The sequence below is a fragment of the Alteromonas sp. ABH4_457 genome (genome assembly GCF_056160625.1).
On record NZ_JBSWXN010000003.1, the window covers coordinates 577,122 to 600,104 of the forward strand.

Consider the following 22,983-nt stretch of genomic DNA (forward strand, 5'->3'; position numbering starts at 1 on the left):
TAATATAACGCTGCTCGTTCAGGCAGTGTTCCATCATTTCTCAAACTTCTACAAAAATCAATCTGATTAAACAGCCTCCAAAGCCATCAATTCGCGATATTCGTCGAGGGCATACTGATCGGTCATTCCGCTGATCAGGTCCTGAATAAGTCTGCAACGAAAATAGTACTCTTTCTCGCGCGTGCCCGAAAAGAGTTCTGCCACGCCTGACTCGGGGTCAAGCGCTTCCCTGTATGCTTTAAGGTGCTTCGGAGGTAGTTTTTTACACAGCCGGGAGAGTAAGACAGGAACATTTCTTTCACCAGCAAGTGCTCTTGTAAACGTATCATATGAAGCCTCCAGTAAAGGTTTGTACTTGTCCAGCAATCCTGTAATAACTGTATATCCTTTAAGCTCATTCGCCTCTACTTCACGATGACTGAAAACGTGATTGACAGCAACATTTTTCATAGCTTTAGCCATCCGTGCCTGATAAGAGTTGTCCTCCAGAACATGACCAGAATAACTTCCATCCAGGATTACATTAAGATTCTCGAAAATTATCTTCGAAGCATAATTCACCAGAGTCACTATAAAATTGCTTCTGAGTGCTATAAAAAACTGAGAGACATCTTCTGCATCATGAGTACTCCAGCCCTCATTACTGCTTAAAAGCCCTTGCATACGCTGGCATGCTGGAGTTCGCACATTGCCCGGGCATTGACACGTCTCGAGGCACTCCGGAAAAAGTTTCCCATATTCTGTTAACAGCAGAGACTTTAAGCCTTCCATAGTCAGAATATTTTTATCTACCGCATCTTCAAGGTCAGCAATGCAATAAGAAATATCATCTGCAGCCTCCATTATATAGGCCACAGGATGCCGGTGACCTTCCTGAAGTCCGTGAAATCGCGTAACCTCATCGACAATTGGCTTTTCACTGTAGTAGTAACCAACCTTTTTAAGGAGATAGTACAGCGGATGGGCAGAATCATCAGGCCTATTATCGATGCCACAGCGCGTATATTTCAGGACTGAAGCTATCTGTGTTTTTGTGAGGTTTAATTTCTGTAACCTTGTGATTAACCGGATCCCCTGAGCGTTACCTTCAAAGTTAGTTAAGTCTGTCATCAGCTTTTCAGCTACACAGCTACTCAACTCATGCAGATCCCTACATTCAAAGGACTGGTAAATACAGTTGCTTAAATGGCTTTTTAGCCAGTCCTGTATTGCTCGTTCTCCGAAATGCCCGAAAGGAGGATTACCCACATCGTGCATAAGACACGACATTTCAACAATACTCTCGAGCGCATCTTCAAGGCCCTCGATATGAACCTTATGGTCGTCATTTTTCTTAAGTTCAGAAATCAGCTTTCGAGCGATGAAACGTCCTACCTGCATCACTTCAAGACTATGGGTCAACCTGCTTCTGACAGCTGCATTTCTTTCAAGCGGAAACACTTGTGTCTTTTGCTGAAGGCGACGAACAGCTGCTGAATTAATAATCCGGCCCCGGTCGCTTTCACATTGATAGGTAATTACATTGCAGCACTTTCGCCTGACTTCCCCTTCCAGTTCAGCAGGAAACGACGCTCCGTTCTCAACAACTCTCGAAGCATGAAATCTAACATGAGAAATCTTTGATGAAAAATCAGACAAACAATATTCCTTTTTTGTTTCCACAGCCATGATTGATTGTTTTTCAGTCGGCATGGCTTGATTGATTAGATAGCAGGACCAAATATAACAGGATTAGCGTGGTTATGTGCTGTATCGAAGGTATGCTTAACAAATGCACCGGCTGGACTCAGCTTTTCTCAGTCAGTGCTGTCAGTTATCTATCAAGAGTTAGTTAGGCAGCGACTCTCAAAGAATTACCCCAATTCAGCTCCTGGACTTCGAAAGCTTCGGAGATATCACTTAGCTTGACCTTAACTCGCTTCGCTTGGAAACCAGCAGGCTTGCCCTCTAAATAAAGCTTATGATCGAACTCAGCAAAAGACAGTTCACTTAGTACCATAATCCCCTTCTCACACTGAATACTAAGTGAGTTCCTTGAATACATTGCAGCTTTAATCGGCTCCAAAACCTCTAGACCAGCAGACTTAAATGCCAGCTTAGATATATCAACACCAGAGAGGCTTTTGTTGTATGCCTGCAACCTGTTGTGATGATTGCTTTTCTTTTCAAATTCAAGAGCAGCTTTATCGAAAATGCTTTCAACATCATTGTAAAGCTGAGCAGGTACGATTGATTTTACTACATCCCTGACCTGGTTCAGAACGAAAGCAAGTTCGAGTGACATATTCTGGTCATCCGCTCTCCGAGTGGCATACCAAACTTGTGGCTTTCTATCCGGTAACGGGCAATGAACCAGTCCTAATATTTCTAGAACCTCCAAATCCGCCTTTATCGTATTTTCTGAAACGGAGAAAATAGCGGCGAGTTGCGGTCTGGTGGACCCAATGGTCGTCGACATACGGTTAAGTAACTTCAAGTTGCGTTCTGCTGATCTGCTCATATACCACTCTCCATCAATACGGTGTTCAAAATTTGATTTCATTCACTTAAGCAGCGTCGGGAAAACAATAAATCTCCGCTTCGCAATCTCGCTCCCAGATTTCCAGCAATTTCGAATACGAAATGGTGTGGCGTCTTTCGAACAAGCCGTAGTTCATCAAAGCAGTACCCAAAGGTCCTTCGACACTCTCAATAGAGATTCCCAGTTTTCTTGAGAGCTTTTTCGTGAGTAATACAAAGCCACTGATATCTGATGTGATTGAAGTCTGCATTTCATTTTTCCTGCGTGGGTTGATATGCAGACAATAAACCTTTACGCAGAGTCCAGCATCATGCATTATTTGATATGTAATATTCTGGATAGGAAATAGCATGTTTGTAACAGTTGGAGAGTGGTTGGATGATAAAATTGAATTCTTGAAAAGTGGTAACAGCAAGATTAGGAGCACTGACGATGCAATTGAGGCTTTCAATCTCAGTCGCTCTACTACTTACAACATTTTAAAAAATAGAGATATAGATCTAAAAATAAGTTATAAGACCTATCACACCTTTCGAAAGAATTTAGCTAATAACTGGACGATGCCATCAAGGAATACATTAATAATGTATATAAAGGATAACTGTGTACATGAAAGTTATTCAGGAAATTGTGCAACATGTGGGAAGTTTTATTCAGACATTTTCGATAGCGTTCGCACCAAGTATTACAAAGTCTTCATCAACACTCACAGAGATAAATTTCCCGCCCCTATAATTAGAGGAAAACCAGATAAAAACCTGGCAACAATAGTTTTTTGTGACGCATGCATAGAAATTGTTGCGGGAGTCATATTAATACCTTACAGCGAAATGGTTAACAAATTAATAAATGAAGGAAAAACCCAAAATGAAATCGCAAATATATCAAACATAAGTACAAATCAAGGATTAATATCTAGGATAAAGCGGGATGATATTCAAGAGCAGTACATTAACAAAAGGGTTGCTTTAGGTTTATGTAAAAATTTAATTGATATTGAAGTAAAAAAAAGAGAACCATCTCTATCATTACAAGCACTACTTGATCATTTATATAAAAAGGGTTACGAAGACTCGAATTTCTCATGGAATGAAAAAATCAGCTTTAAATCAGCATACATTGACTATAAAACTAATCAAAAAATTCATGTGCCTTTGCTAATTAATGGCATTTCAGGAAGAGATATTGCTTGTTTTACCGTAGATAATGAACCTCTTTTCCAGCTTGTTTTTGCCGCAAGAATGCTTAATGCAAAATATCTATTAATTTATAAAGTATATAATAGCGGAAGAGAATTGAAACGTACAAGAACATGCTTCCGGATTACTGAAAATAACGTAGTTCCATGTGATACGCCTCCGTTGGGGAAGAAACTGTTAGAAAAGGTGCTAATTGACTCTATTGTAAGCATGAAAAAAATAGAAACCAGACAAGACAGTCAATATAATAAGTATTTAACAAGAGAAATGATCAGTAACATTTCGAAAAATCTTAGAAATTCGGACAAATATTGTGAAGACGAAGATGATAAAAAATTCTTTATGGAATTTAAAAATTTTTACCCTTCCCCTATATCCGCCATAGAATTATTCAAGTTATGTGGAGGCGACAAGCTAGTTTCAAAGCATATCAAATTACATTAAAGACCATGATGAACTCAATTACTATCAATTTATCAAAAAAACTACAGATTCTCACACAGCATTGAAATATCGACAGGCATTCAAAATAACAAAAAACTTAGCGCATGATATAAAATTTAAGTTGTACTAGCTCAGACCTGATCTGACAGTTACCCAGTTTTTGTGGTGCCAGCGTCAGATTAGATTTGAGCTAAATTCTTCTCAGCTGTTCAAATAAGAATTAACAAATATGCCAGCGTTTCTTGCTTTCAGCACTAAGTCTGAAGTGCTTATTAGCTTTCGGTAAAAGCAAATTCGACTGACATCGTCATCTTATTTGTTGGCTTCACAGTATATTATTTTTGTGGCTTATCATTTGGGTTTAAACAATAATCGACGTTCAGTATTTAACTGACAAACCTGACTTTTAGAGCGGATGTCAGTGTTGTCAGTTCTGTTTTGGTGAAATGAAATAGAACTTAAGCTGCTCTTCTTTCATGAAAATCGGTAAAAGGTGGAACCACTCTAGCAGCGGTAATTTCTCGCAAGGAGATTCTCACGACTCCCACTCCAAAACCCTCTCTTTTACCCTCGAGAATCAGTTTATTGTCAAATTCCCTGACCACTAAGCCAGTCAAAGTCTGTTCAATGTTACCACTGACAATGGAAATACTTTCTTCTGAGAATATTGCTGACTTCACTGACTCCAGTACTTCTGCATTTATATTTCCCAAATGAAGATGTTTTGCAAAATCTATTTGCGATGTCCCTCTCTCAAATCGCACTACCTTACTTTGGTGGTTAGACTTGTGCTTGCTTAGATACGAATCATTTGCCTCATCAAATACTTCCTTTATTTGCTCAAAAAGTGCAGCTGGCAAGGCAATCTTAGCCGTTACAGCTACCTGCTTAAGCGCATAGGCCAGCTCGATTGACATCGTCATCTTATTGGTTGGCTTCACAGCACACCATTTTTGTGGCTTTCCATTTGGGTTTAGGCAATATGCAACGTTCAGCATTTCAAGCGCTATCATATCTGCTTTGATAGTGTTTTCTGAAACATTGAAAACACGCGACAGTTCAGGAATTGTAACCGGAACCTTCGTTGAAAGATGATGGTTCTCAATGCTTCTTCTGCGCTCTGACTGATTCATACTCTTCGTCCCCTTTCAAAAACTAATAAAGCCCAGTTTCGACTTACGCTACTAATCCGATTTCTTCGCAGTCATATTCAAAATCGTTGGCACAATGATCATCCCAAATGTCGATGATTTGCCGTGAAGAACATGAAGATTTATCGACTCCAAATATCGTCACTGCGACTAGTCTGTCTTTGACTAAATGTTCACCAACATTGTGCTCTCTGGTAATTGCACGGACTGCAATATTCAGTTGTTCCGAGTTGAAGTTCTTTTTTGCTGAAGTTTTTTGCATATGTGTGCTGCCTATTCCGTATTCGATGGCTTTACTTTACTTTCAAACACGAAATGGACACAATATGCAGCTTATTAGCCACCAAAGTGTCCAAATTCATGAAGTCCTCAGAAGAGCTATTGAGAACAATCAAAGAACAGAATCTCACAATTACACAGGCGGCAGCGAAGGCTCACGTTTCGAGACGGACTTTAGTTAGATTTTTGCGAGGACATACTAAAGGCCTACCTAATAGCTCAACATTACAGAGACTGGTAGCGCAATTTGGTAAGGATTGGCTTATCGGTGCTAAAGTAGATAAGAGATTGATAGATTATGATAGTTACCCTTTAAGTACTGACGAATCTCATCAGGAGAAGCATGTATCAACACTGAATCATCAATTTAGATTAAGTTTAAAGAACGAAGAGCCATACCCTCTACCTTATGACGATTGGTGCGACTTTAAGTGTACCGACTCATGTATGTTTTGTGGCTCCACCTTCATTTCCTCAACTCACTATAAATCCCGCCATCTTTCAGAGTCTTTCATTAAAGACTCAAACGGGAAAAACATGAGAAGTATATCTGTTGATGGTAATTTCAAGTCAGAATATTTTGATTTGAAATTACAATTTTGCAGAAGATGCGAAAGGAAAGTCTATATAGAAATGTTTTTAGCTGAGGATTTTGTATTTCTCATTAAACAGCTAAAACATCAGCTGAAGCTTACAAATGAGGCTCTGGCAGATAACATCGGAGTATCATCATCAACTTTAAATAAAATCCTGACTCGGCATGAGTCAATTCGATTCATTAAAAAATCTTCGGCAATCAAGGTGTTCAAACTTTTTGTAGCCAATATTGCAGAAAATAGAAGAGCCGCTATTGATTTTGTTAACTTTCAATCTGACGGGGTTGAGTTAGTCCAAATCCTTCTTCGGAGTTCACGTGCTGAAATTGAAGAATATGTGTACTCTCTTGCAATAGAGCAGTTGTCCGACATCTCCCTTGTTGACGAAAATTACTGTCCATTTAGCCATATGATTCTTCATAGTTTTAGGGTCGGCAACGTTAATATATCCCGTTCAAAAATCACAGTAGAATATACTTTCAAATACACAAATAGGCTTTATCTTGAATCTCTAAACGCATTTGTCAGCAACCAAATTCATGATTACTCTAAAAAAGGCGAAATAGGAGCTGAGTTGATTTGTATAGGTGACATCGATGTGGAAAGCGATAAGTTCTCAGTGATTAGTTTTAGGAAAAAACAAGTTTTGTTATAAACGATTTATTAAACAAAGAACTTGTTGGTCCCCTACAAGTATTCTAACAATTCAATCAAATGACATCCGTGTCTCTTTCCAGGCTCTTTATACCTAGGCAGCTATAGAATTACCATTAGCCGTAGACTGAGCAGAAAAAATCTGCTCAATATCCAGTTTATTGAATTGCCCTTCTTCAATCAGACATTCGGTGGTACTGTTTAGCAACTCCAAGTTTTCTTCAAGTAAAATTCGCACATTTACGTAGGCCTCCTGCAACCATTGCGTTACCTCACGGTTAATCACCGCCTCGTTTTGGCCTAGCTCAGAAAGCATAGCGAATCCAAACGAATCTGACATTCCCCATTGAACAATCGCCTTTTTGGCCAAAGCCGTCGCTTTTCTTCTGTCGTCAGCTCCGCCAACAGTTTGTTCGTCCCCCACTAATCCCAACATATGCTCAGCAGCAATTCCCGCAAGAAACACCTGCAAATACGCCTTAACCCGACTGCGGGAAAGCAGCGGTTCAGCATCTGAACCACCGGGTACAACCATGCCTAAAGCCGCCCCACGAGGTTGAATCGACACAAAGTCAACAGGGATGTCTGGCAGAAGCAGTTTATGTGCAATTAGATGTCCAACTTCATGATAAGCTGTATATTTCAGTTGCTGTTTTGATTGTTTTACGGTCTGGGTTACCACTCCCAGCTTTGCCGAACGCACAGCCTCAATGAGCATTGTGGGCTTCCATTCAATCCCTTCGGCCTTTGCAGAGAGTACGGAGTTGTTGAAAATTTCACGAATTCTCCCAATTGTGGCGCCCTGCAGTAGACAGGTTAACTCTGCATCAAGTTCTTCTGACAGTTCACAGCCTCTCATTTTAAACCAGTCATTAACACAGGCTGAAATTGAGGTCTTCGTGGGTAGATTAAAATGAATCGCTCTTTCAAAGCGTCCCGCTCTGGTTAATGCGGTATCCAGTTCATGTGGATTATTTGTGGCAGCCATTACGAATACCTTGCCGGAATTCTGTTTGAAACCATCCATAGCAGTCAGCAGAGCATTAACTACAATAGCTGAAGAGTGACCGACGGATTGTCTGCTTTTCGCTATCGAATCAATTTCATCAAGGAAAATCATCGATGGTGCATATCGATTGGCTACATCAAACAATTTTTGTACATTTGAAACTGCGCATCCAACCAGTAGATCTGCTGAGTTAACATTAAAGAAGAACATATCACTTTCTGCTGCCAGACAACGCGCCATATGAGTTTTTCCCGTGCCGGGTAAGCCTGTAAACAGATATCCCTTTGGAACAGAAATGCGATCATCTCCATTGACGTCTGCACTATTCATCGCATTTACTATCACTCTCAATTTGCTTTTCTCACTGTCCTGACCAATAACGTCATCCAATGAACCTTTCGGCTTTCCGGCAAAATTGATAAATGGAAGCTCAGCATCTTCTGTACTTACCATCTGCTTGCAACGGAATGATTTCATGTTCACTTCAATGCCATCTTCAAGAAATTGATAGCCGAAGGAGTAGGTTGGTTTCATGTTCCGCGCGATTGAAAGTTCTGTGTATTTGGCCAGCGCACCAATTCTCTTGATATTTTGCAGACATTGTCTGTAATCATCCAAAGATGCATTTCGGGATAATGCGATGTGAGTAAAAACCGAGCCTTCAGAAATGAGAGCATCAACGTCAGATTGTTGATTGATGTTGCCCAAGGTCACAATTACCTTTGAGGTATGCTTTTTCAGCAGAGCGATACTTTCTCTTATCTCTCCGGAAAAAATTTCAGTGTCGACCAAAAGCACATCAAAATTACCTTTCAGTGCAACCGCTAATTCACGCTCATTAAACTGACGGTGAATGTCCATATTTTTGTCGGATAACTTTTCGAGTTGCTTTCGCGGCGAAAGAATTCGTACGTTTACATCCTGGGAATCCATGAAACTTTCATTCGAAAAGCGGATTTTATTAAGTAGCCGCAACTCTCCTTCGGGAACCTTGTCTACAAGTTCATTAGTAATGTCCCCTTCAAGCTTCGAAAGCTGGGTTGCCAGTGAACGTGGTGACACACTTCCCCCTAGCGTAGCAACTGCCAGTTCTTCAACATTTTCAGGCCATGCCACAGACCCCATTTTACTTGTTACCATGCACGTTTGTTTGGCTATTGAGAGCATTGTTGCAGCACTAATAGGTTTGAAAACTGCGATAGTACCGGCCTGCAGTCTGTTCACCATTTCAGGAGACAGCGAGCGTCCACCATTTATTTTCTTATTGGTAAGCAACTCTCTGACATCTAAGTTATTTTCAGACGAACGCTCAATTAACTTACTGCCAAGATTCGTTGTGATAACGAAATGACAAAGCGAAAAGTCTATGGCCCGCATAGCTGTTCGGTCATTGGCTTGCCCTTTGTCGAGCAGTGTTAGTAGCGCTTGTATAACACTGGGATGTGCTTTCTCAATTTCATCAAAAACAAAAAGGGTTCTTGGATTTTTCATCACCGATAATGTCAATTCACCCAGTGCTGAATCGCTATATTGAGAACCAGCCCCAAACAATTTCATCACATCACGTTCGTCATTGTACTGCTCCATATTAAGTATCTGAACCTGATAATCGAGAGAAAGCTCTTCTACAAATGCTTCCGCAATACCTTCTGCCAGATACGTTTTCCCGGTACCGCTCATGCCGAGAAATACTGACGTACCCAGGTGGCAATCGCCGCCGTTAACAATAAGATTAGATAGCGAAGAGGCTACACTTTCTATTGCTCCATGTTGACCTTTAACTTTAGCATGTAGCCGCTTTTTGACCGCTTTCACATATGAAAATGGAGGCTTCCTCACTTCGAGCTTGTTCAGCTTCAGCATTTCTTCAATGTATCGCTTTGGCTCGATATCTTCGAATAAAACAGGCTCCTCCCAGCAAGCCAAATCAAAAGTGGTATTTTCATCTACGTGAAATATGATCTGCCCATCTTCGCTACGCGCAAGGAAGCAGCGTAAAAACTCCCAGACTGACTGCTCAAGCTTTAATTTACTTCTGCACCCTCTCTCTGCGTGAGTAAACCAATCGATGCTTGGGCCCCTGACAGAACCTTCGTAAGTTTCAATGGTTCTTCTTTCTACCTGCTCTAAGAGACGCTTACGCAATTCAGTACAGGATGTGGGGAAAACTAGCTGAAATGCATGTGTACTGATGGCTGAAGCTATATACTTTATAAAGCCAACACTCCCAGCTACCGCAGCGACAAAGAGTTGTTCACCAATCGCTTCCGTTGCCGGTATTCTTTGTACTTTTTGTTCTAAGCAGTATGCCTTCTCTATCCAACAGATATTGTCAAGCAACTCCCTGACTTCTTTATCACCGCTACTAAAAAGATCTTCAACTTCTACCTTGCCCAATCTCTTTACAGCCCGCTCTGAATTTACTTTTTGAGTGTGCAAAGGATATTCGGTGATCTCGCCGGAAAACGGACACACAACATTGAAGTCAGACGGAGAGTCTTCGCCAAACAATATTTCGGGGCCACATAACATTGCAAACTTATCAAATGCAAAACCATTTTGATGGTTGGCTCTTTTAAAGAGTCTTCTGGCATCAGAAACAAAGTTATCAAAAGTCACATCCTGATAACCTTTCGCCATTGACGCTCCAACCGTTCTGATTTCGTCAAGAACGGTATTTGTAACCGGCATGTACAGGTTTATCATAATGAGCCCAAATAGTGCCTTTGAGTCTTCTATCGTCTTGCAATCTACGATATCAGTTAAATCATCACTCAGATCCAGCCAGCCTTTATAATGCGCAAGGCAAAGTGCAAGCTTTTCATTTTGATTTGTACCATCAAGCATCTTTTGCTTTATATCTGTACTGAATGTTTCGAAGTATGCGTTGAGGATCTGGGTTTTATTTGCTGTAGCTAAGGCCATGTGCGTCTCCGGGTATGTTGGCTGTATTTAACCCGGCCTATATTACTGAGCTATCCGCACCCTGATTGCGGATAGACAAAAAACTCAGTATTTTTTTCAAGTTTCTGAAAACTGAGTATCCGCAACCTGGCTTCGGATAAAAATGATATAAACTTCGGTATTAGTGATGGCTTAGGTTTTTATGCACTGCTGCTGAGACCATGAGTGACTCAAAGCATCCTTGCTGAAAGACACCCTTTTATACCTGAGTCATCCGCAGTCAGGTTACGGATACACAAAAAACGCAATATTTTAAAAAAAGTTCATGAAAACTCTGTATCCGCAATCTGGCTGCGGATGTATCTGGAAAATAACTCCGGTATTGACGTACGGCATTGTGCCTGTCGTCTCGCTCAACCGGAGATAATATGAAAGACTCTCACAATTTATCATACGCCCCTTCCAAAATTTTCAGGATTGCTTCATTCACGTTGATGTCAGCAATGCTACTTACCGCATGTGGCGGAGGCGGTAGCAGTAACTCGAATGTCCCACAAACCCCAGACGATGGCGGAACCAATGTAGGCACCCCGCAGCCGACGGCCTTTAAAGTAACAACGCAGAATACGGCGATTTCACTTGCTGAAAATACGTCTACTGATCTTTCTGTCTCATTTACAGGTGCTAATGGTGACGTATCCGCCACCGTTGAAGAATTATTGCCATCCGCCTTATCCGTTTCAATCAGCGACATTAGTGCGAACGGCGCGATGATTAATATTGCTGTACCAGAGTTGGAAAACAACGGTAGCGATGAAATCGTTGTTACTTTTACCGACAGCGCAGGGCAAACCGACTCTTACACAATTGGCACAGGCTTGGTCAACAGTTCTGGTGAAAAGGCGTTGGCTAATTATGAAATTGCTGCCTGGGGAGCAGGGACCTTTATAAACCTTGAGCCGGAACGCGAATTATTCAAGCGTCTTAGGAAGATTCTGAAGATGAAAGGAGTGCCTACTGCAGATATCCCGGTATTTCCGGTGAATTTGAATCTGACCACTCGCGCAGATTTGATCAACTTCAGCAATGCTCGCAGTGAGGTAGTTAACAGTTATCTCGACAGTACTATCACCGAAACTGAGGTAAGAGCTAAGACAGATGACATTCTGGCGCTTTCAGGTGATTTCGTTATTCCTGTGAATTCAGTATTAGAAGAGTTGGTATCACTGGCATCAGGCACGGTGCCTGAACTCCCATTAGGGGTAGTTAATTTGGATAAAGAAAGTGGATTACTTCTCTCACAGTTTATAGGTAATGCGCAGATGGGGGCTTACTCAGCGGAGTGGGTTTGGACTTTCAACAATGAATATCAATTTATGGCGCAACTGACTCAGAGCAGCGCATCATGCCAGGCACCAGAGTAAGGAAATCAACATGAAAATGAAATCAGTTTTAACTTCGGTATTTGTGAGCTTAATCTCAGCAGTGACTTTCTCAGTAGATGCTGGTGAAGAAGTTCGTTTGGTGATCACGCCTAAAGCGAACACTGTGAAGTCAGAAGTCGCGACACAGAAAGCGACTCCTTCAATGTCAGGCTGTGTTCCCACACCTGATGGTAAAAGCAGTTGGTGCATAGGCAACTATACAACTGACTCCAATACAAAGAAGTCAGGCGCTAACGATGTAGTAACGGCCAAATCTGTACATCGATCTACAAGGATGGAGATTATCACTCTTGATGGCTTGGGTTACGATGCCAGAGAAGTAGCTAAAGCATTGACTGAAGACGGGCGTTTTGGGTTGGTCGAGCCCGATTTGGAGATTCATCAGAACGGGACACTAGTCGTCAATGATAACGATTTTAGTGGGCAGGAATTCTACCTCGGTAGCAGCAATGAAAGTAAGCTGGGCATGAATGTTATCGAAGCCTGGGAGGAGACTAACTATTTTAACGATGGCGAAAAGGTAGACGTCTGGGTTATGGACTCTTCATTCTTTGACAACAAAGATGTGATTTTCACTGGGGGTGCAAGTTTTTCAACGACTGCGCTGGAAAAAGATGGTGACCGTCAGGAGCCTCATGCGGATTTCCGACCCAACCCTCTTTCGCTTGAACAGGGAATTTGCAATGGTCATGGGGTTGGTGTAGCGGGAACAGTCGCTGCGCAAATGAACAATAATATGGCTGGAGCGGGGATTACTAACAATGTGAATCTGTATGCGGGACGTGTTATGACCTGCGGAATAGGATTCATGTCAGACGCCGTAAACAACATAGAATACCTGCTGGGTAAACAGTTTGCTGGAATCGAACCTTATTCAGGTAACCCAGGCGTTATCAATTTGAGCATTGGAGCTTTGGCGGAAGACGGTTGCCCGGAATATGTACAGGAGCCCATCTCGCGGGCAATATCAGCAGGCTGGGTAATAGTAGCGTCATCAGGAAACGAAACGATGCCTGCGGCACACTCTGCCCCAGCCAACTGTGAGGGTGTAATTTCTGTTGGATCCATAGATAAAGACGGCGAACTTGAGTGGTTCTCTAACTATGGTGATGGTCTAGACCTTGTTACTGCAGGAGACTGGATTGCAGCACCATGTGAAGAAGGCGACTCTCAATTTGCCTGTTTCTGGGACGGAACTTCATTCTCTTCACCTCTCGTAGCAGGTCTTGCGACCGCAATTAAGTCAATGACTGGGGCAAGTCCAGAGCTTATTAAGCAGGCGCTAAAAGCAACAGCCAGAGGTGAGGTTTTAGGCTCTTCTTGTGACGGAAGCAGATGTGGCACTGGTGTACCTGATGTAATGGCAGCTATCGCTTTTGTAGATGCTGTGATGAAAGGAGAGATGAACACTATTAGTTTTGCTCTTAGCGATACAGACACTTGTGAACAAAGCTGGTTCATTGACAACTTCGGTACAAGCATTCCAATTTGCCAACTGTACAAGGCAACATTTTTAGGTGGCGCAGATAATAATAATGGCTATTACGAACTTGTAAGTGTTGATTCAGGCACTAGTTGGGAAGATAAAAGCCTGCAAGTCGTAACCACATCGGTATATGGCGAGACTTATCTTCATAATGTAGATATAGAAACAAAAGATTATGGAGTACGTCTATGCGATGCAGCTGGATGCTCAGACCAAATAGTTGAAATGAATATTGCCGGTGCGAGAGAAGAGAACAGACCTGAGAGTTGTAAATACTAAATTGGGGACGGCAATCATTGAAAATATAAAAAATTTTCGGGTTGCCGGAACTTCTTGCCTCAAAACTCGCTACTATCAAGTATATAGGTTTATTGAGGTTAACGGTATGTTTCGCTCTACAGCTTCACTGTGTAGTGCTCAATAAAACCAGGCACCTTTTTAGCTAATGGTTACGCTAACAATTCACTTTCTCATAGTTAACCGGCATTACTTAAACGTAGCCTTAAGATAAACCGCTATTAGCTTGTGAAATTTCATATAAGTCGCGAGGTGAAGTAATAGATGTATCTAGTTCCTGTTCAATACCATGGTTTACCATTCCCAAAAGATATTAAACCAGATATTGTCGAAGTTTCAGCACACTTTGACAAGCAAAGCCTCCAAGCTGATCTTAATCGTTACAGTCGTTACTGTTTGCATACAGAATATAGTGCCACAAAACGCCGATTTCTACATCCTGCACTAGAGAATTACCCAGAATTAACGAATGCGCAGGAAAATGAGGTACCACTTCTTTGGTTTAGTGAACAATGGGCAAGAGAATTTGCGCACTTTCTTTTTGACTTTGTTAATGAGGCACCTGCGCCGGACTTTATCGAAATTCATCCACCGTTTAGTCACTATTGTGATATGAAACAATTCATCAAGCGAGTTAGCCTATTTACTGAGCTAATTGAATCAAGATGGAGCAACACACAACTGCTCCTTGAAAACCGGAATGGATGCCGGCCACTAAAAAATAGACATTTTTTAATCAAAACAGCTGATGATATGGAATTACTAAGTGAATATATGGATTCGGGACAACTAGGTCTGCGATTCACTTTAGATATTCCTCAACTATTAAGAGCTCACGAACTAACACGAAAAAAAGTCACAGAATTAGCTCGCGTCCTGCATTTAATACAAGCTATACGTCAAAATATCGAGGGAATACACTTATGGGGAACGAAAAGGGAGCGCAGGAAAGGTACAGGGATTCAGAATTATGAACATTTTATAAGTAAAGAAAACCTAAATTCATTCAGCACATATACTCACGAAGGCGATCTGACATCTTTCTTTGGTGGGGACATTGAATTTAAAAATAACTTCCTTAAGCGCATTTCGGAAGTATTCGGTGACACTAAAATTCGCCTATTAGTTTTGGAAATAAATCAGTTTAAAGACAGAAATCAACGACGTATTACTCTCAACTCTATTCTCAACGATCTGGATAATGCCGGAGCGAAATACATTACCGACGGTCCAATAACATTAGAAAAACAGCGAGAAGGCAACCTTGGTTAACTTCTCATTACCATTGATGCTAATTATTATGCCATTAAAGAAATACAGAATAGTCTGTAATACTTGAACGCTCTGACAATTCTAGCTGATAGGGCAATGAAATGAGGTTTTGAGTTGTATGTAGTAAGCTCATTTCAACAATACTGACAGTTCAGTACAATCAACTTTTGATCACGGTTTAGGCAGAAAAAAATGGCGCACCCGATAGGATTCGAACCTATGACCTTTGCCTCCGGAGGGCAACGCTCTATCCAGCTGAGCTACGGGTGCGTAGAAGGGGGATTGAATGACAGTGGTTGTCTGCTCAATCGGGCGCTAATGATACTGATGCATTGCACCGGCTTCAACTGATTTATCCGTTATAGGGCATATTCGTTGTTTAAGAAGCCGGCTGTTGTATTTATTGCTGTTATCTTAACCAGCGCACGCACTTACACAGCACCCAGCTGAAGCTGCGTTTGGTGATGAATGCTGCGTACTGACCGCGACTCATCCTGTATTGTTTTAACTTCTCCAGAATGGCTTCCCATTCCTGCACAATGGCTTCGGGGTAATACTGCTTCGCTTTAACCGCCCCTTGCTGCTGCATAATGCGGATGCGGTCGGGGTCGTTTTTAAGAGCAACGAGTTTGGCTTTTAAATCGTCGTAGTTGTTTATTACGACGGCCTGGGTATCGTTTTCAATTTCATCGACGTAAGCAGATTCCGGTGTACAAATTGGAATGGCACCGGTGATCCAGGCATTAAACAATTTGCTGGCGGGTTTGTTGATGTGTTTCTTGCCGGTGAAGTCTCTTGCGAATAACACACCGTCTACCTGACTGTAGTCCCGCCAGTTTGCCGGTGACGATTCCAGGTGCCATTTAAGGCCGTTTTCTTCCATGAACTGATGCCAGTCGTCTGATTTCAGCTCCGGCGCCAGGTTCTCAGCCAGGCCAAAGTAGTAAATGTTCTCAAAGGTATTGCCACGGGCAGAATCTCTGGGCGTCATACCCGGTTGTGGCCAGTGGTGCACGAAATAGGTTTCACCGGTGGCGAACCGTTCCGGCCGCGGTATACCGGACATTTTGGTTTGCGCCATATTCTGACAAATATGCAACTGGGCAAATGGATGACGGCTCCAGTCGGCCTGTATACACACCAGCACCTGCTTACGGGTTGGAATTATGGAGTCCGGCAGGAATGCCCGGTGCGCAATAATCACGCCTTCTTCCGGCAGTGTGTGGGTAAGTTCACAGGGTACGCCGGCCAGTTGCAAACGGTTATAGGTTTGCAGACCCCAGCAATATTTGCCCAGCGAATAATCTTTCCATGTGAAGTCGGTCTGCGCGGGTAACTGAGCAGGTTTCTGATCTTCCGGTAAATAGAAATACACGTTCATTGTTTAGCTGATACCACATCGGTAAGTGTTAGCGCTGATGACTGCTTAGAGCTGTTCACCTGTTTCAGGCATCGGCATTCCCTGAACAGGCAACATAGCAACGAAGCCTTTGTATTTCAAGCATTCACGACGCTATGCAGTATGCCGTAAAAGGCAGTAAATACGGCCTTTGTCATCTGCCGGTAACTTGTGAGTTTAAGCTAATTTGGGTAATGTCCCGTATAGCTTTACTTGCAACACCATTTTACAGGGATTTCTATGCGCCGATGGCAACACGCAGTACCAGCACTTCTTTTTTCCATATTGTTTTCAGGCATTACACAGGCAAACGCGGCTGACGGTGAATGTCTGGTGAAAGATGTGTCTGATTATCAGTGGCGTGTACGTCATCCTGCCGATTTGCCGGCCCGACTGGAACTGGCACCCGGCGCAATGGTGGAAGAATGCTTTACCATGAAAGGTGTAGGCAAATACCCGCTTACACTGACAGCCAGAGGCATTGCGATTTCAGTAAACGGTGCACCGGCTGTGAAAGATCAACCTGTTGAAGTAAAAGACGGCGACACGCTGCGGGTCAGCCTGCAGGCACCGGACAGATACAATACAATGTGGACAAACCGTCTGGAATTCAAAGAATCGGACAGTGAGCGCCGCCGTGGGATTTACCGCATTGTATGGGTAACACAAACCGCCAATACGCCCAGAAAACCTGAAACCTGGTACGTGGGCCCTTCCCGTCAGTACCGTCAGCTGAAGGACATTCTCCCGCAACTTGCCGCAGGCGATACAATTTATCTGGATCCGGATGCCGAATATGAGCCGGTTGAGATAAAAAACATCTCCGGCACAGAAGCGCTGCCTATCCGGCTTATCGGTAACACCAAAAAAGCCGGAGACAGACCGGTCTTTGCGGGCGGGACAGAGCGTTTCAACTGGACACTGGCAGTGCGCCATTCTCATAACTGGACTATAGAAAACGTGGTCCTGCAGGACGGCGGGCTGTGTTTCCGGAATGAAGCCACGAATACCGTACTGAAGAATGTGCTTATTCGCCGTTGCAGTACCGGTGTTCTGTCCACTGACCGTAATTCCGGCAATTTATCGATGATCAATGTGGAAGTCACGGAAAGCGGCGGTAAGAAGCCGGGCCGCTCCTGGGGACATGCAGTGTACGTAGCCAGCGATCAGCACAGCTTTCCGGGCAGCCAGTTTCTGTTGAAAGACAGCTTTCTGCACGACAACCGTGGCAACAGTGTGAAATCCCGTTTTGAAAACACACTCATTGAAAATAACTGGATTGAATCCGGTGAAGATCCTCAGGCGAAATATCTGGTAGAGCTTATCGGATACGATCAGAAATACGATTTTGCCGGCCAGCAATTTAAGGTAAAGGGCAACACAATGCTGATGCGCCCGCCGGGTCTGGGCAGCCGTACAGGCGGTGACGGTAACAGCGGGTCAAGAGGCGATACGCTGTACGAAAACAACCTGTTTTTGATAGATGAAGATTTTGGCCGCACCATTGTCAGAACCTTTCAGGGGCTGCACTCAGTAACGCTGCGCAATAATTCGATTGCCTTTATTGAAGATGAGAATGAGCCGGTACTGCTGACAGATGAAATTCCGGATGCAAACTGGGTGGAAGGCCACCCGGTGATCACCCTTGAGAACAATAACGTGACGGAAGATACCCGTCTGCTGAAGCGGGATGAAACCGGTGACGGCGACGACCGTTCTGCGGTGACCATTACCGGCAACCGGGAGCTGCCCCCTATTGTCACGACGATGGAAAAAATCGAAGAATTACGGCCACAGGAAGGTGGCTACATAGAAATTAAATCGTTCTGACGCACACGAATGGTGAAATACAGCAGCGCCTCAGCGGCGCTGTGCAGTATCGATAATACGCTGTGCTATGGCTTGCGGCGTGAGCATATTGCGGTAGTAGTTCAGGTTCGCATCACGCATTTTCTGCATAGCTTCAGGAGATTCCAGCAAGCTGGCTACCTGCTCAGTACATTCTTCTGCAGTGGTGTATTGCAGGTAATTCTGTTTATCCTGAATATCGCCGGGCAGGCTGTAGTTAAACACTTCGCTGACAATAGGTTTGCCCAGAGCAACATATTCCGCAAATTTTGCGCCCAAGGATTCATGTAAGCCGGTAGAGGCTATGCACACGCCCGCCTGCTTTACTCTTTCCAGATAGTTTTGTTTAGAAGTGTCGTTTGCAGCGATAACCAGATCGGGTGCAACCTTGCGGGCATACGCATCATCCATCACCCCCACCAGCGCTCTGTCGCCAAAGCGTTCTTTCAGCTGGCGTACACAGGCGATACGCAGGGAATTAATTAACCGCCGGTCTTCGGCCTCCGCTTCACTGATTTCAAATTCTTTATCAAAATCCGGGTCCCACAACCGTACATAAAACATCACGGTATTGCCGGCCGGATACGGATTCTCAAACTGGGCAGCACGGGGCATAAAGCTCATTTTGTTGGCCGTATCCACAGACTTAATAAACGTTTTCAGTTTATTGGATGCGCCGCTGTCAGAATAGGCCATGTACCGGCGGGTTGTGAGCACGGAACGGACTGACGGATAGATTTCAAAATACAGCCCGAATGGCTCCAGCTTGTTCATTGCCGCCGCATCTTCAGGCTTCAGGGTGCGCTTGAAGTAGACATCGCACTTATCGTAATCCTGCTGGCTGATTGCCGGCGAGTCGGCTGTATCGACAAACACTGAGCGGTTATCCACAGTAAATGACAACCCGCTTTTGTGATGACGCTGACAGTCGAACTGATAATCCAGCCTGATGTGTCCTTTTGCAGCCAGCGCTTCCATACCGGTGTAAACCTGCTGCAAATGTCGGGCATTGGATGCTAACGGAATAACAACGTGCGGCTTACTTGTACTCACAGTATTTCCTTATTGATGCAATCAGCGTTCACGGCACAGCGAATTACTTGCCGTGGATCACTTTATATTCTTCGTGCTGTATACCGAATAAACCGGCAATGGTGCCTGCGGCAGAGCACAGGCGGAACAGCCCGTCCACCCGGGTTGTTTTATTATTGGTAACAACACCGGTAATGAGTTTCGCCAGTCCGCGAAGCACTCTGACGCCACTTAATGCCACGCAGCGGAGTAAGGCAGTTTTGTATGATTCTTCAAACACGTGAGAACGGGTATAGCCGATCCCGGAACGGAATCCCCGCCGGCAGAACCACTTAACGGATGCCCGTGAAGCGGGAAATTCTTCCACCACCGGTGCATCGATATAAACGCACTTATATCCCGCCTGTTTTGCCCGCAGGGCAAAGTGATAGTCACTGGCACCGGTCATGGCAAAACGGGCATCGAAACACGGCGTCAGGGCTTCGGTCATGCGCCGGCTCAACAACAAATTATTGGTGTAAAACACGTCAATGAACTGTCCGTGTGTGTAGGGATTTTTGCCGTAAATTAAATCGACAGCCCACTCCGGTGTGCCAGGCTCGCCCACAGAAATAACATGGCTGGTCACCACATCCACATTGAATTCACCCGCCGCACTGACCAGCCGGTTAAGCCAGTCGGGTTGTTGCGGCCATTCATCGTCATCAATGAACACCAGGTAATCACCATTCATCTGATGGAACAGTTCCACGCAGCGGTTGCGGGCAAATACAATACCCTGCTGTTTTTCCACGTCGTAAGACACCGGAATAGCCCCGTCCTGCTGACGGGAGATAACGACGTCCTTACTGCTCTCACTGGCATCGTTATCCACCACCAGAATGCGGGGGTTGATGTCTTCATCGCACTTAAGCGCAAGCAATCCGTCCAGTAACCGCCCCAGCCATTCCGGGCGGCGACAGGTTATAACGGCAATGACCACATTTTTCATTTGCTGTTCCTGTTTCTGACCAGGTTAATGAGCTCCATGCTCTCTTTTCGGGCACACAGTAAAGACAGACCGGTATAAATCACACCACCGGTAAAGACCTGAATAATAAATACCAGCCAGGGAGTCATGGATTGCATCAGGTACTGCCCCAGCCACCAGGTAGCAGTAAGCATACACAAGCCAATCAGATGGGGCTTGTACACCGCGCCGATAAAACGCTTGAAGCGGATATTCAGGCAGCGGCATGAACGGTAAGATGCAATCATAAAGCTGATAAAGAATGAGAACAGCCACGACAATGCCATGCCTCCGCTACCAAACTGTGCACCGATATAAAAGCCCGGGATCAGAATAGCGGCAAAGATGATCGTGTTGACGATGATCACATTCATTTTATTCAGTGATTTCAGCACCGGCCCGAACAGCTGTTCCAGGCTCCGCATTGGCATAGATAAACAATACAGTGTGATGATCATTGCTGCCGGTACCCACTTCTCGCCGAAGAATGCCGGTACCATGGTATTGGCTGTGGCCGCGACGCCCCAAAAGACGGGAACGAATAGCAAGGCACTCATGCGCTGACTTTTCAGGAAATAATATTCAATCTGCGAAGCCTGGTCCTGAATCTTGGAATAAACCGGCAGCGCGACCTGCCTGAGCAGCGGCAGCACTTTTACCGCCGGCATCATCGCCAGCACGGCGGCGAACTGATAAAAGCCAAGATCGGTAGTGCTTAAATATAAACCGGCAATGGCAATATCGAGATTAAAGATGCTGTAACCCACGGTAGCCTGTAGGGCCGCTTTCCATGAGAAATCGAGGATCCCTTTGATTTTAGAAGTAAGCTTGCCGGGCCGAACCCATTTACCGGCACGGATGAGATAACCGGTTTGCCGCACCGTTTCCATCGCCAGAACACCAAATACGATTGACCAGTAACCCAGCCCGTACCATGCCATAAATACAGTAGAAAGCGCGCCGAGAGACTCTGACGCTGCATCAACCATAGACAACTTTTTGAAGCGCATTTCCTTGTTCAGCATGGTGCCCGACATGAAGCCTATCAGGGAAATCAGGAAAGTGAGTGATGACACGCGGATGACATCTTCCAGCCTGGGATCGTCGTACACACCGGCAAGAACCGGCGCCAGTAGCTGAAGTAACAGAAACAGTGAGGTATGGGCGATGATGGTCAGTGTATAAAACTGTCCGAGAATGTCATCATCGACGTCTTTTTCCCGGATAAGCGCAGCAGCAATACCGTTTTTACTGAACGCCCACAGCAGTGATGTAAAGAACGACGATAAAGCGATAACGGCGTAATCTTCCGGAAACAGGAAACGCAGGGTGAAGATGGTGGTAAGCCAGCGCACACTCTGTCCGAGGATTTTACCGATAGCCACCCACTTCAGTGAATGCAGAACAATGCTTTTCATTATTTAGACGCTTTCCCTTCACCGGCGGATTGAAGAAAAACGCGGTAATATTGTTCAGCAGTCTCTTTCCAACTGAAAGAGCCGGCATGTTTAACAGCAGCTTCAATCGCCTGCTCTGAAACAGGATTCAGCATCAGTGATTCCATCGCTGACGACAGAGCAGAAACAGACGCCGGCTCGACCAGCGTTGCGTAACTGGCGGCAACCTCTTCACAGGCGGTACCTGATGAAGTGATCACCGGGCAGCGCATGGCCATCGCTTCAATAATCGGGATCCCGAAGCCTTCGTAAACGGACGGGAAGACAAATGCGCCGGCACCGGCATACAGCGCAACCAGCTCCTCTGCCGACAGCCGCTTATTGATGATTTTAACCCCGGGTACATCGCAGGTACGGTCACCGGCCAGCTTTAAAATAAGCGGCCACTTGTTGTCTGCTTTGATTTTTTCGTACGCTTTAATAATACGGTCAACGTTCTTGCGAGACTCGTCGTTGGACACATGGAGAAAGTAAGGCGCAGTATTTTCAGCGGGGTTCTCAGGAGGCGTAAATACCGATAAATCCACGCCGTTGAGAATAACGTCGATTTTACCGGACGGAATATTCAGGGTGTCGTTTATTACCTTTTTAGAAAATTCTGACACGGTAACAATGCGGCTGTAGCGGCCGGACGCCGCTTTCCACGCTTTTTTCTTACGACGGTTACTTTTATAGATTTCAAAGCGGTGACGCAAACCTTCGCTGTAATGCTCCGGAAATACCAGCGGGCCCACACCGTGCAGAGTAATGATTAGCGGCTTTTCCAGCAGCGTCAGCCATTTCGGCGGTGCGTGACCACCTCCTGCGCGGGGATCCCAGATAACGTCAGCAGTGGATAACTGCGCAGGATCACCGGAACAAAAGTAAGACGCACCGAGCTCCGGCAAATACTGCACGATATTGTCGATACAGACATTAAAGCTTTCCGGCAGCGTCTGCGGCCGGTACACGCCCACTGTGAACATTTACTACTTTACCTTT

At 44.4% G+C, this 22,983-nt stretch carries 17 protein-coding genes and 1 tRNA gene; 6 read left to right on the forward strand and 12 right to left on the reverse strand.

All coding sequences use genetic code 11. The annotated features are described in order from the left end of the window. Positions 1-66 precede the first annotated feature (66 nt). From dgt to ACXAGR_RS09005, 3 genes are all read right to left on the reverse strand, one after another. The gene (gene dgt / locus ACXAGR_RS08995) at positions 67-1,638 is read right to left on the reverse strand and encodes a dGTPase (protein WP_474849421.1); all 1,572 of its coding nucleotides are present in this window, start codon (positions 1,636-1,638) and stop codon (positions 67-69) included. Between the two features lie 193 nt (positions 1,639-1,831). Then, complete coding sequence (locus tag ACXAGR_RS09000; protein ID WP_474849423.1) at positions 1,832-2,500, reverse strand: WYL domain-containing transcriptional factor; 669 nt, start codon at positions 2,498-2,500, stop codon at positions 1,832-1,834. Positions 2,501-2,546: 46 nt separating this feature from the next. After that, complete coding sequence (locus ACXAGR_RS09005) at positions 2,547-2,771, reverse strand: hypothetical protein (protein WP_474849425.1); 225 nt, start codon at positions 2,769-2,771, stop codon at positions 2,547-2,549. Positions 2,772-2,871: 100 nt separating this feature from the next. Between ACXAGR_RS09005 and ACXAGR_RS09010 the strand changes: the two genes are divergently transcribed. Then, entirely contained in the window at positions 2,872-4,164 is a 1,293-nt protein-coding gene (locus tag ACXAGR_RS09010; RefSeq protein WP_474849427.1) for a hypothetical protein, read from the forward strand. A gap of 458 nt (positions 4,165-4,622) precedes the next feature. Here the strand turns inward: ACXAGR_RS09010 and ACXAGR_RS09015 are convergent, their stop codons facing one another. Together ACXAGR_RS09015 and ACXAGR_RS09020 are read right to left on the reverse strand one after the other, a co-directional pair. Next, positions 4,623-5,297, reverse strand: a complete 675-nt coding sequence (locus ACXAGR_RS09015) for a hypothetical protein (RefSeq protein ID WP_474849429.1) — start codon at positions 5,295-5,297, stop codon at positions 4,623-4,625. A gap of 43 nt (positions 5,298-5,340) precedes the next feature. Further along, positions 5,341-5,577 (reverse strand): hypothetical protein, encoded by a 237-nt coding sequence (locus ACXAGR_RS09020; RefSeq protein WP_474849431.1) that lies wholly within the window; start codon positions 5,575-5,577, stop codon positions 5,341-5,343. Positions 5,578-5,675: 98 nt separating this feature from the next. Here ACXAGR_RS09020 and ACXAGR_RS09025 point away from each other — a divergent pair, with 98 nt between their 5' ends. After that, a complete protein-coding gene (locus tag ACXAGR_RS09025; protein WP_474849433.1) occupies positions 5,676-6,845 on the forward strand; it encodes a helix-turn-helix domain-containing protein in 1,170 nt (389 codons plus the stop codon). 93 nt (positions 6,846-6,938) lie between these two features. On the opposite strand, the gene ACXAGR_RS09030 is transcribed toward ACXAGR_RS09025, so the two are convergent. After that, the gene (locus ACXAGR_RS09030; protein WP_474849435.1) at positions 6,939-10,778 is read right to left on the reverse strand and encodes an AAA family ATPase; all 3,840 of its coding nucleotides are present in this window, start codon (positions 10,776-10,778) and stop codon (positions 6,939-6,941) included. Positions 10,779-11,185: 407 nt separating this feature from the next. Here ACXAGR_RS09030 and ACXAGR_RS09035 point away from each other — a divergent pair, with 407 nt between their 5' ends. The 3 genes from ACXAGR_RS09035 to ACXAGR_RS09045 all read left to right on the forward strand — a co-directional run bounded on the left by ACXAGR_RS09035 (position 11,186) and on the right by ACXAGR_RS09045 (position 15,257). Then, on the forward strand, positions 11,186-12,181 hold the full coding sequence (locus ACXAGR_RS09035; RefSeq protein WP_474849437.1) for a hypothetical protein: 996 nt from the start codon (positions 11,186-11,188) through the stop codon (positions 12,179-12,181). Between the two features lie 10 nt (positions 12,182-12,191). After that, a complete protein-coding gene (locus ACXAGR_RS09040) occupies positions 12,192-13,967 on the forward strand; it encodes a S8 family peptidase (protein ID WP_474849439.1) in 1,776 nt (591 codons plus the stop codon). A 282-nt stretch (positions 13,968-14,249) separates the two neighbouring features. Next, on the forward strand, positions 14,250-15,257 hold the full coding sequence (locus tag ACXAGR_RS09045) for a hypothetical protein (RefSeq protein ID WP_474849441.1): 1,008 nt from the start codon (positions 14,250-14,252) through the stop codon (positions 15,255-15,257). Positions 15,258-15,450: 193 nt separating this feature from the next. On the opposite strand, the gene ACXAGR_RS09050 is transcribed toward ACXAGR_RS09045, so the two are convergent. Further along, a tRNA-Arg gene (locus ACXAGR_RS09050) sits at positions 15,451-15,527 on the reverse strand. A 139-nt stretch (positions 15,528-15,666) separates the two neighbouring features. Then, positions 15,667-16,638 (reverse strand): glycosyltransferase, encoded by a 972-nt coding sequence (locus ACXAGR_RS09055; RefSeq protein WP_474849443.1) that lies wholly within the window; start codon positions 16,636-16,638, stop codon positions 15,667-15,669. A 258-nt stretch (positions 16,639-16,896) separates the two neighbouring features. Between ACXAGR_RS09055 and ACXAGR_RS09060 the strand changes: the two genes are divergently transcribed. After that, the gene (locus ACXAGR_RS09060) at positions 16,897-18,486 is read left to right on the forward strand and encodes a hypothetical protein (protein ID WP_474849445.1); all 1,590 of its coding nucleotides are present in this window, start codon (positions 16,897-16,899) and stop codon (positions 18,484-18,486) included. A 30-nt stretch (positions 18,487-18,516) separates the two neighbouring features. Here the strand turns inward: ACXAGR_RS09060 and ACXAGR_RS09065 are convergent, their stop codons facing one another. From ACXAGR_RS09065 to ACXAGR_RS09080, 4 genes are read right to left on the reverse strand one after another with little or no spacing between them, the layout of a single operon-like run. Beyond that, on the reverse strand, positions 18,517-19,557 hold the full coding sequence (locus tag ACXAGR_RS09065; protein ID WP_474849447.1) for a glycosyltransferase: 1,041 nt from the start codon (positions 19,555-19,557) through the stop codon (positions 18,517-18,519). Between the two features lie 43 nt (positions 19,558-19,600). Beyond that, positions 19,601-20,527 carry a glycosyltransferase family 2 protein gene (locus ACXAGR_RS09070; protein WP_474849449.1) on the reverse strand — a complete coding sequence of 309 codons (927 nt, stop codon included), beginning with the start codon at positions 20,525-20,527 and terminating at the stop codon, positions 19,601-19,603. After that, the gene (locus ACXAGR_RS09075; protein ID WP_474849451.1) at positions 20,524-21,963 is read right to left on the reverse strand and encodes a lipopolysaccharide biosynthesis protein; all 1,440 of its coding nucleotides are present in this window, start codon (positions 21,961-21,963) and stop codon (positions 20,524-20,526) included. Before ACXAGR_RS09075 ends, ACXAGR_RS09070 begins: the two co-directional genes overlap by 4 nt. Next, positions 21,963-22,967: a glycosyltransferase family 4 protein gene (locus ACXAGR_RS09080; RefSeq protein WP_474849453.1), complete on the reverse strand. Its 1,005-nt coding sequence runs from the start codon at positions 22,965-22,967 to the stop codon at positions 21,963-21,965. Before ACXAGR_RS09080 ends, ACXAGR_RS09075 begins: the two co-directional genes overlap by 1 nt. Positions 22,968-22,983 lie beyond the last annotated feature (16 nt).

Coding starts and splice junctions, on each gene's coding strand:
- ACXAGR_RS09000 (WP_474849423.1), bottom strand. CDS start 2,500: ATGAGCAGATCAGCAGAACGCAACTTGAAGTTACTTAACCGTATGTCG.
- ACXAGR_RS09005 (WP_474849425.1), bottom strand. CDS start 2,771: ATGCAGACTTCAATCACATCAGATATCAGTGGCTTTGTATTACTCACG.
- ACXAGR_RS09010 (WP_474849427.1), top strand. CDS start 2,872: ATGTTTGTAACAGTTGGAGAGTGGTTGGATGATAAAATTGAATTCTTG.
- ACXAGR_RS09015 (WP_474849429.1), bottom strand. CDS start 5,297: ATGAATCAGTCAGAGCGCAGAAGAAGCATTGAGAACCATCATCTTTCA.
- ACXAGR_RS09020 (WP_474849431.1), bottom strand. CDS start 5,577: ATGCAAAAAACTTCAGCAAAAAAGAACTTCAACTCGGAACAACTGAAT.
- ACXAGR_RS09025 (WP_474849433.1), top strand. CDS start 5,676: ATGAAGTCCTCAGAAGAGCTATTGAGAACAATCAAAGAACAGAATCTC.
- ACXAGR_RS09030 (WP_474849435.1), bottom strand. CDS start 10,778: ATGGCCTTAGCTACAGCAAATAAAACCCAGATCCTCAACGCATACTTC.
- ACXAGR_RS09035 (WP_474849437.1), top strand. CDS start 11,186: ATGAAAGACTCTCACAATTTATCATACGCCCCTTCCAAAATTTTCAGG.
- ACXAGR_RS09040 (WP_474849439.1), top strand. CDS start 12,192: ATGAAAATGAAATCAGTTTTAACTTCGGTATTTGTGAGCTTAATCTCA.
- ACXAGR_RS09045 (WP_474849441.1), top strand. CDS start 14,250: ATGTATCTAGTTCCTGTTCAATACCATGGTTTACCATTCCCAAAAGAT.
- ACXAGR_RS09055 (WP_474849443.1), bottom strand. CDS start 16,638: ATGAACGTGTATTTCTATTTACCGGAAGATCAGAAACCTGCTCAGTTA.
- ACXAGR_RS09060 (WP_474849445.1), top strand. CDS start 16,897: ATGCGCCGATGGCAACACGCAGTACCAGCACTTCTTTTTTCCATATTG.
- ACXAGR_RS09070 (WP_474849449.1), bottom strand. CDS start 20,527: ATGAAAAATGTGGTCATTGCCGTTATAACCTGTCGCCGCCCGGAATGG.
- ACXAGR_RS09075 (WP_474849451.1), bottom strand. CDS start 21,963: ATGAAAAGCATTGTTCTGCATTCACTGAAGTGGGTGGCTATCGGTAAA.
- ACXAGR_RS09080 (WP_474849453.1), bottom strand. CDS start 22,967: ATGTTCACAGTGGGCGTGTACCGGCCGCAGACGCTGCCGGAAAGCTTT.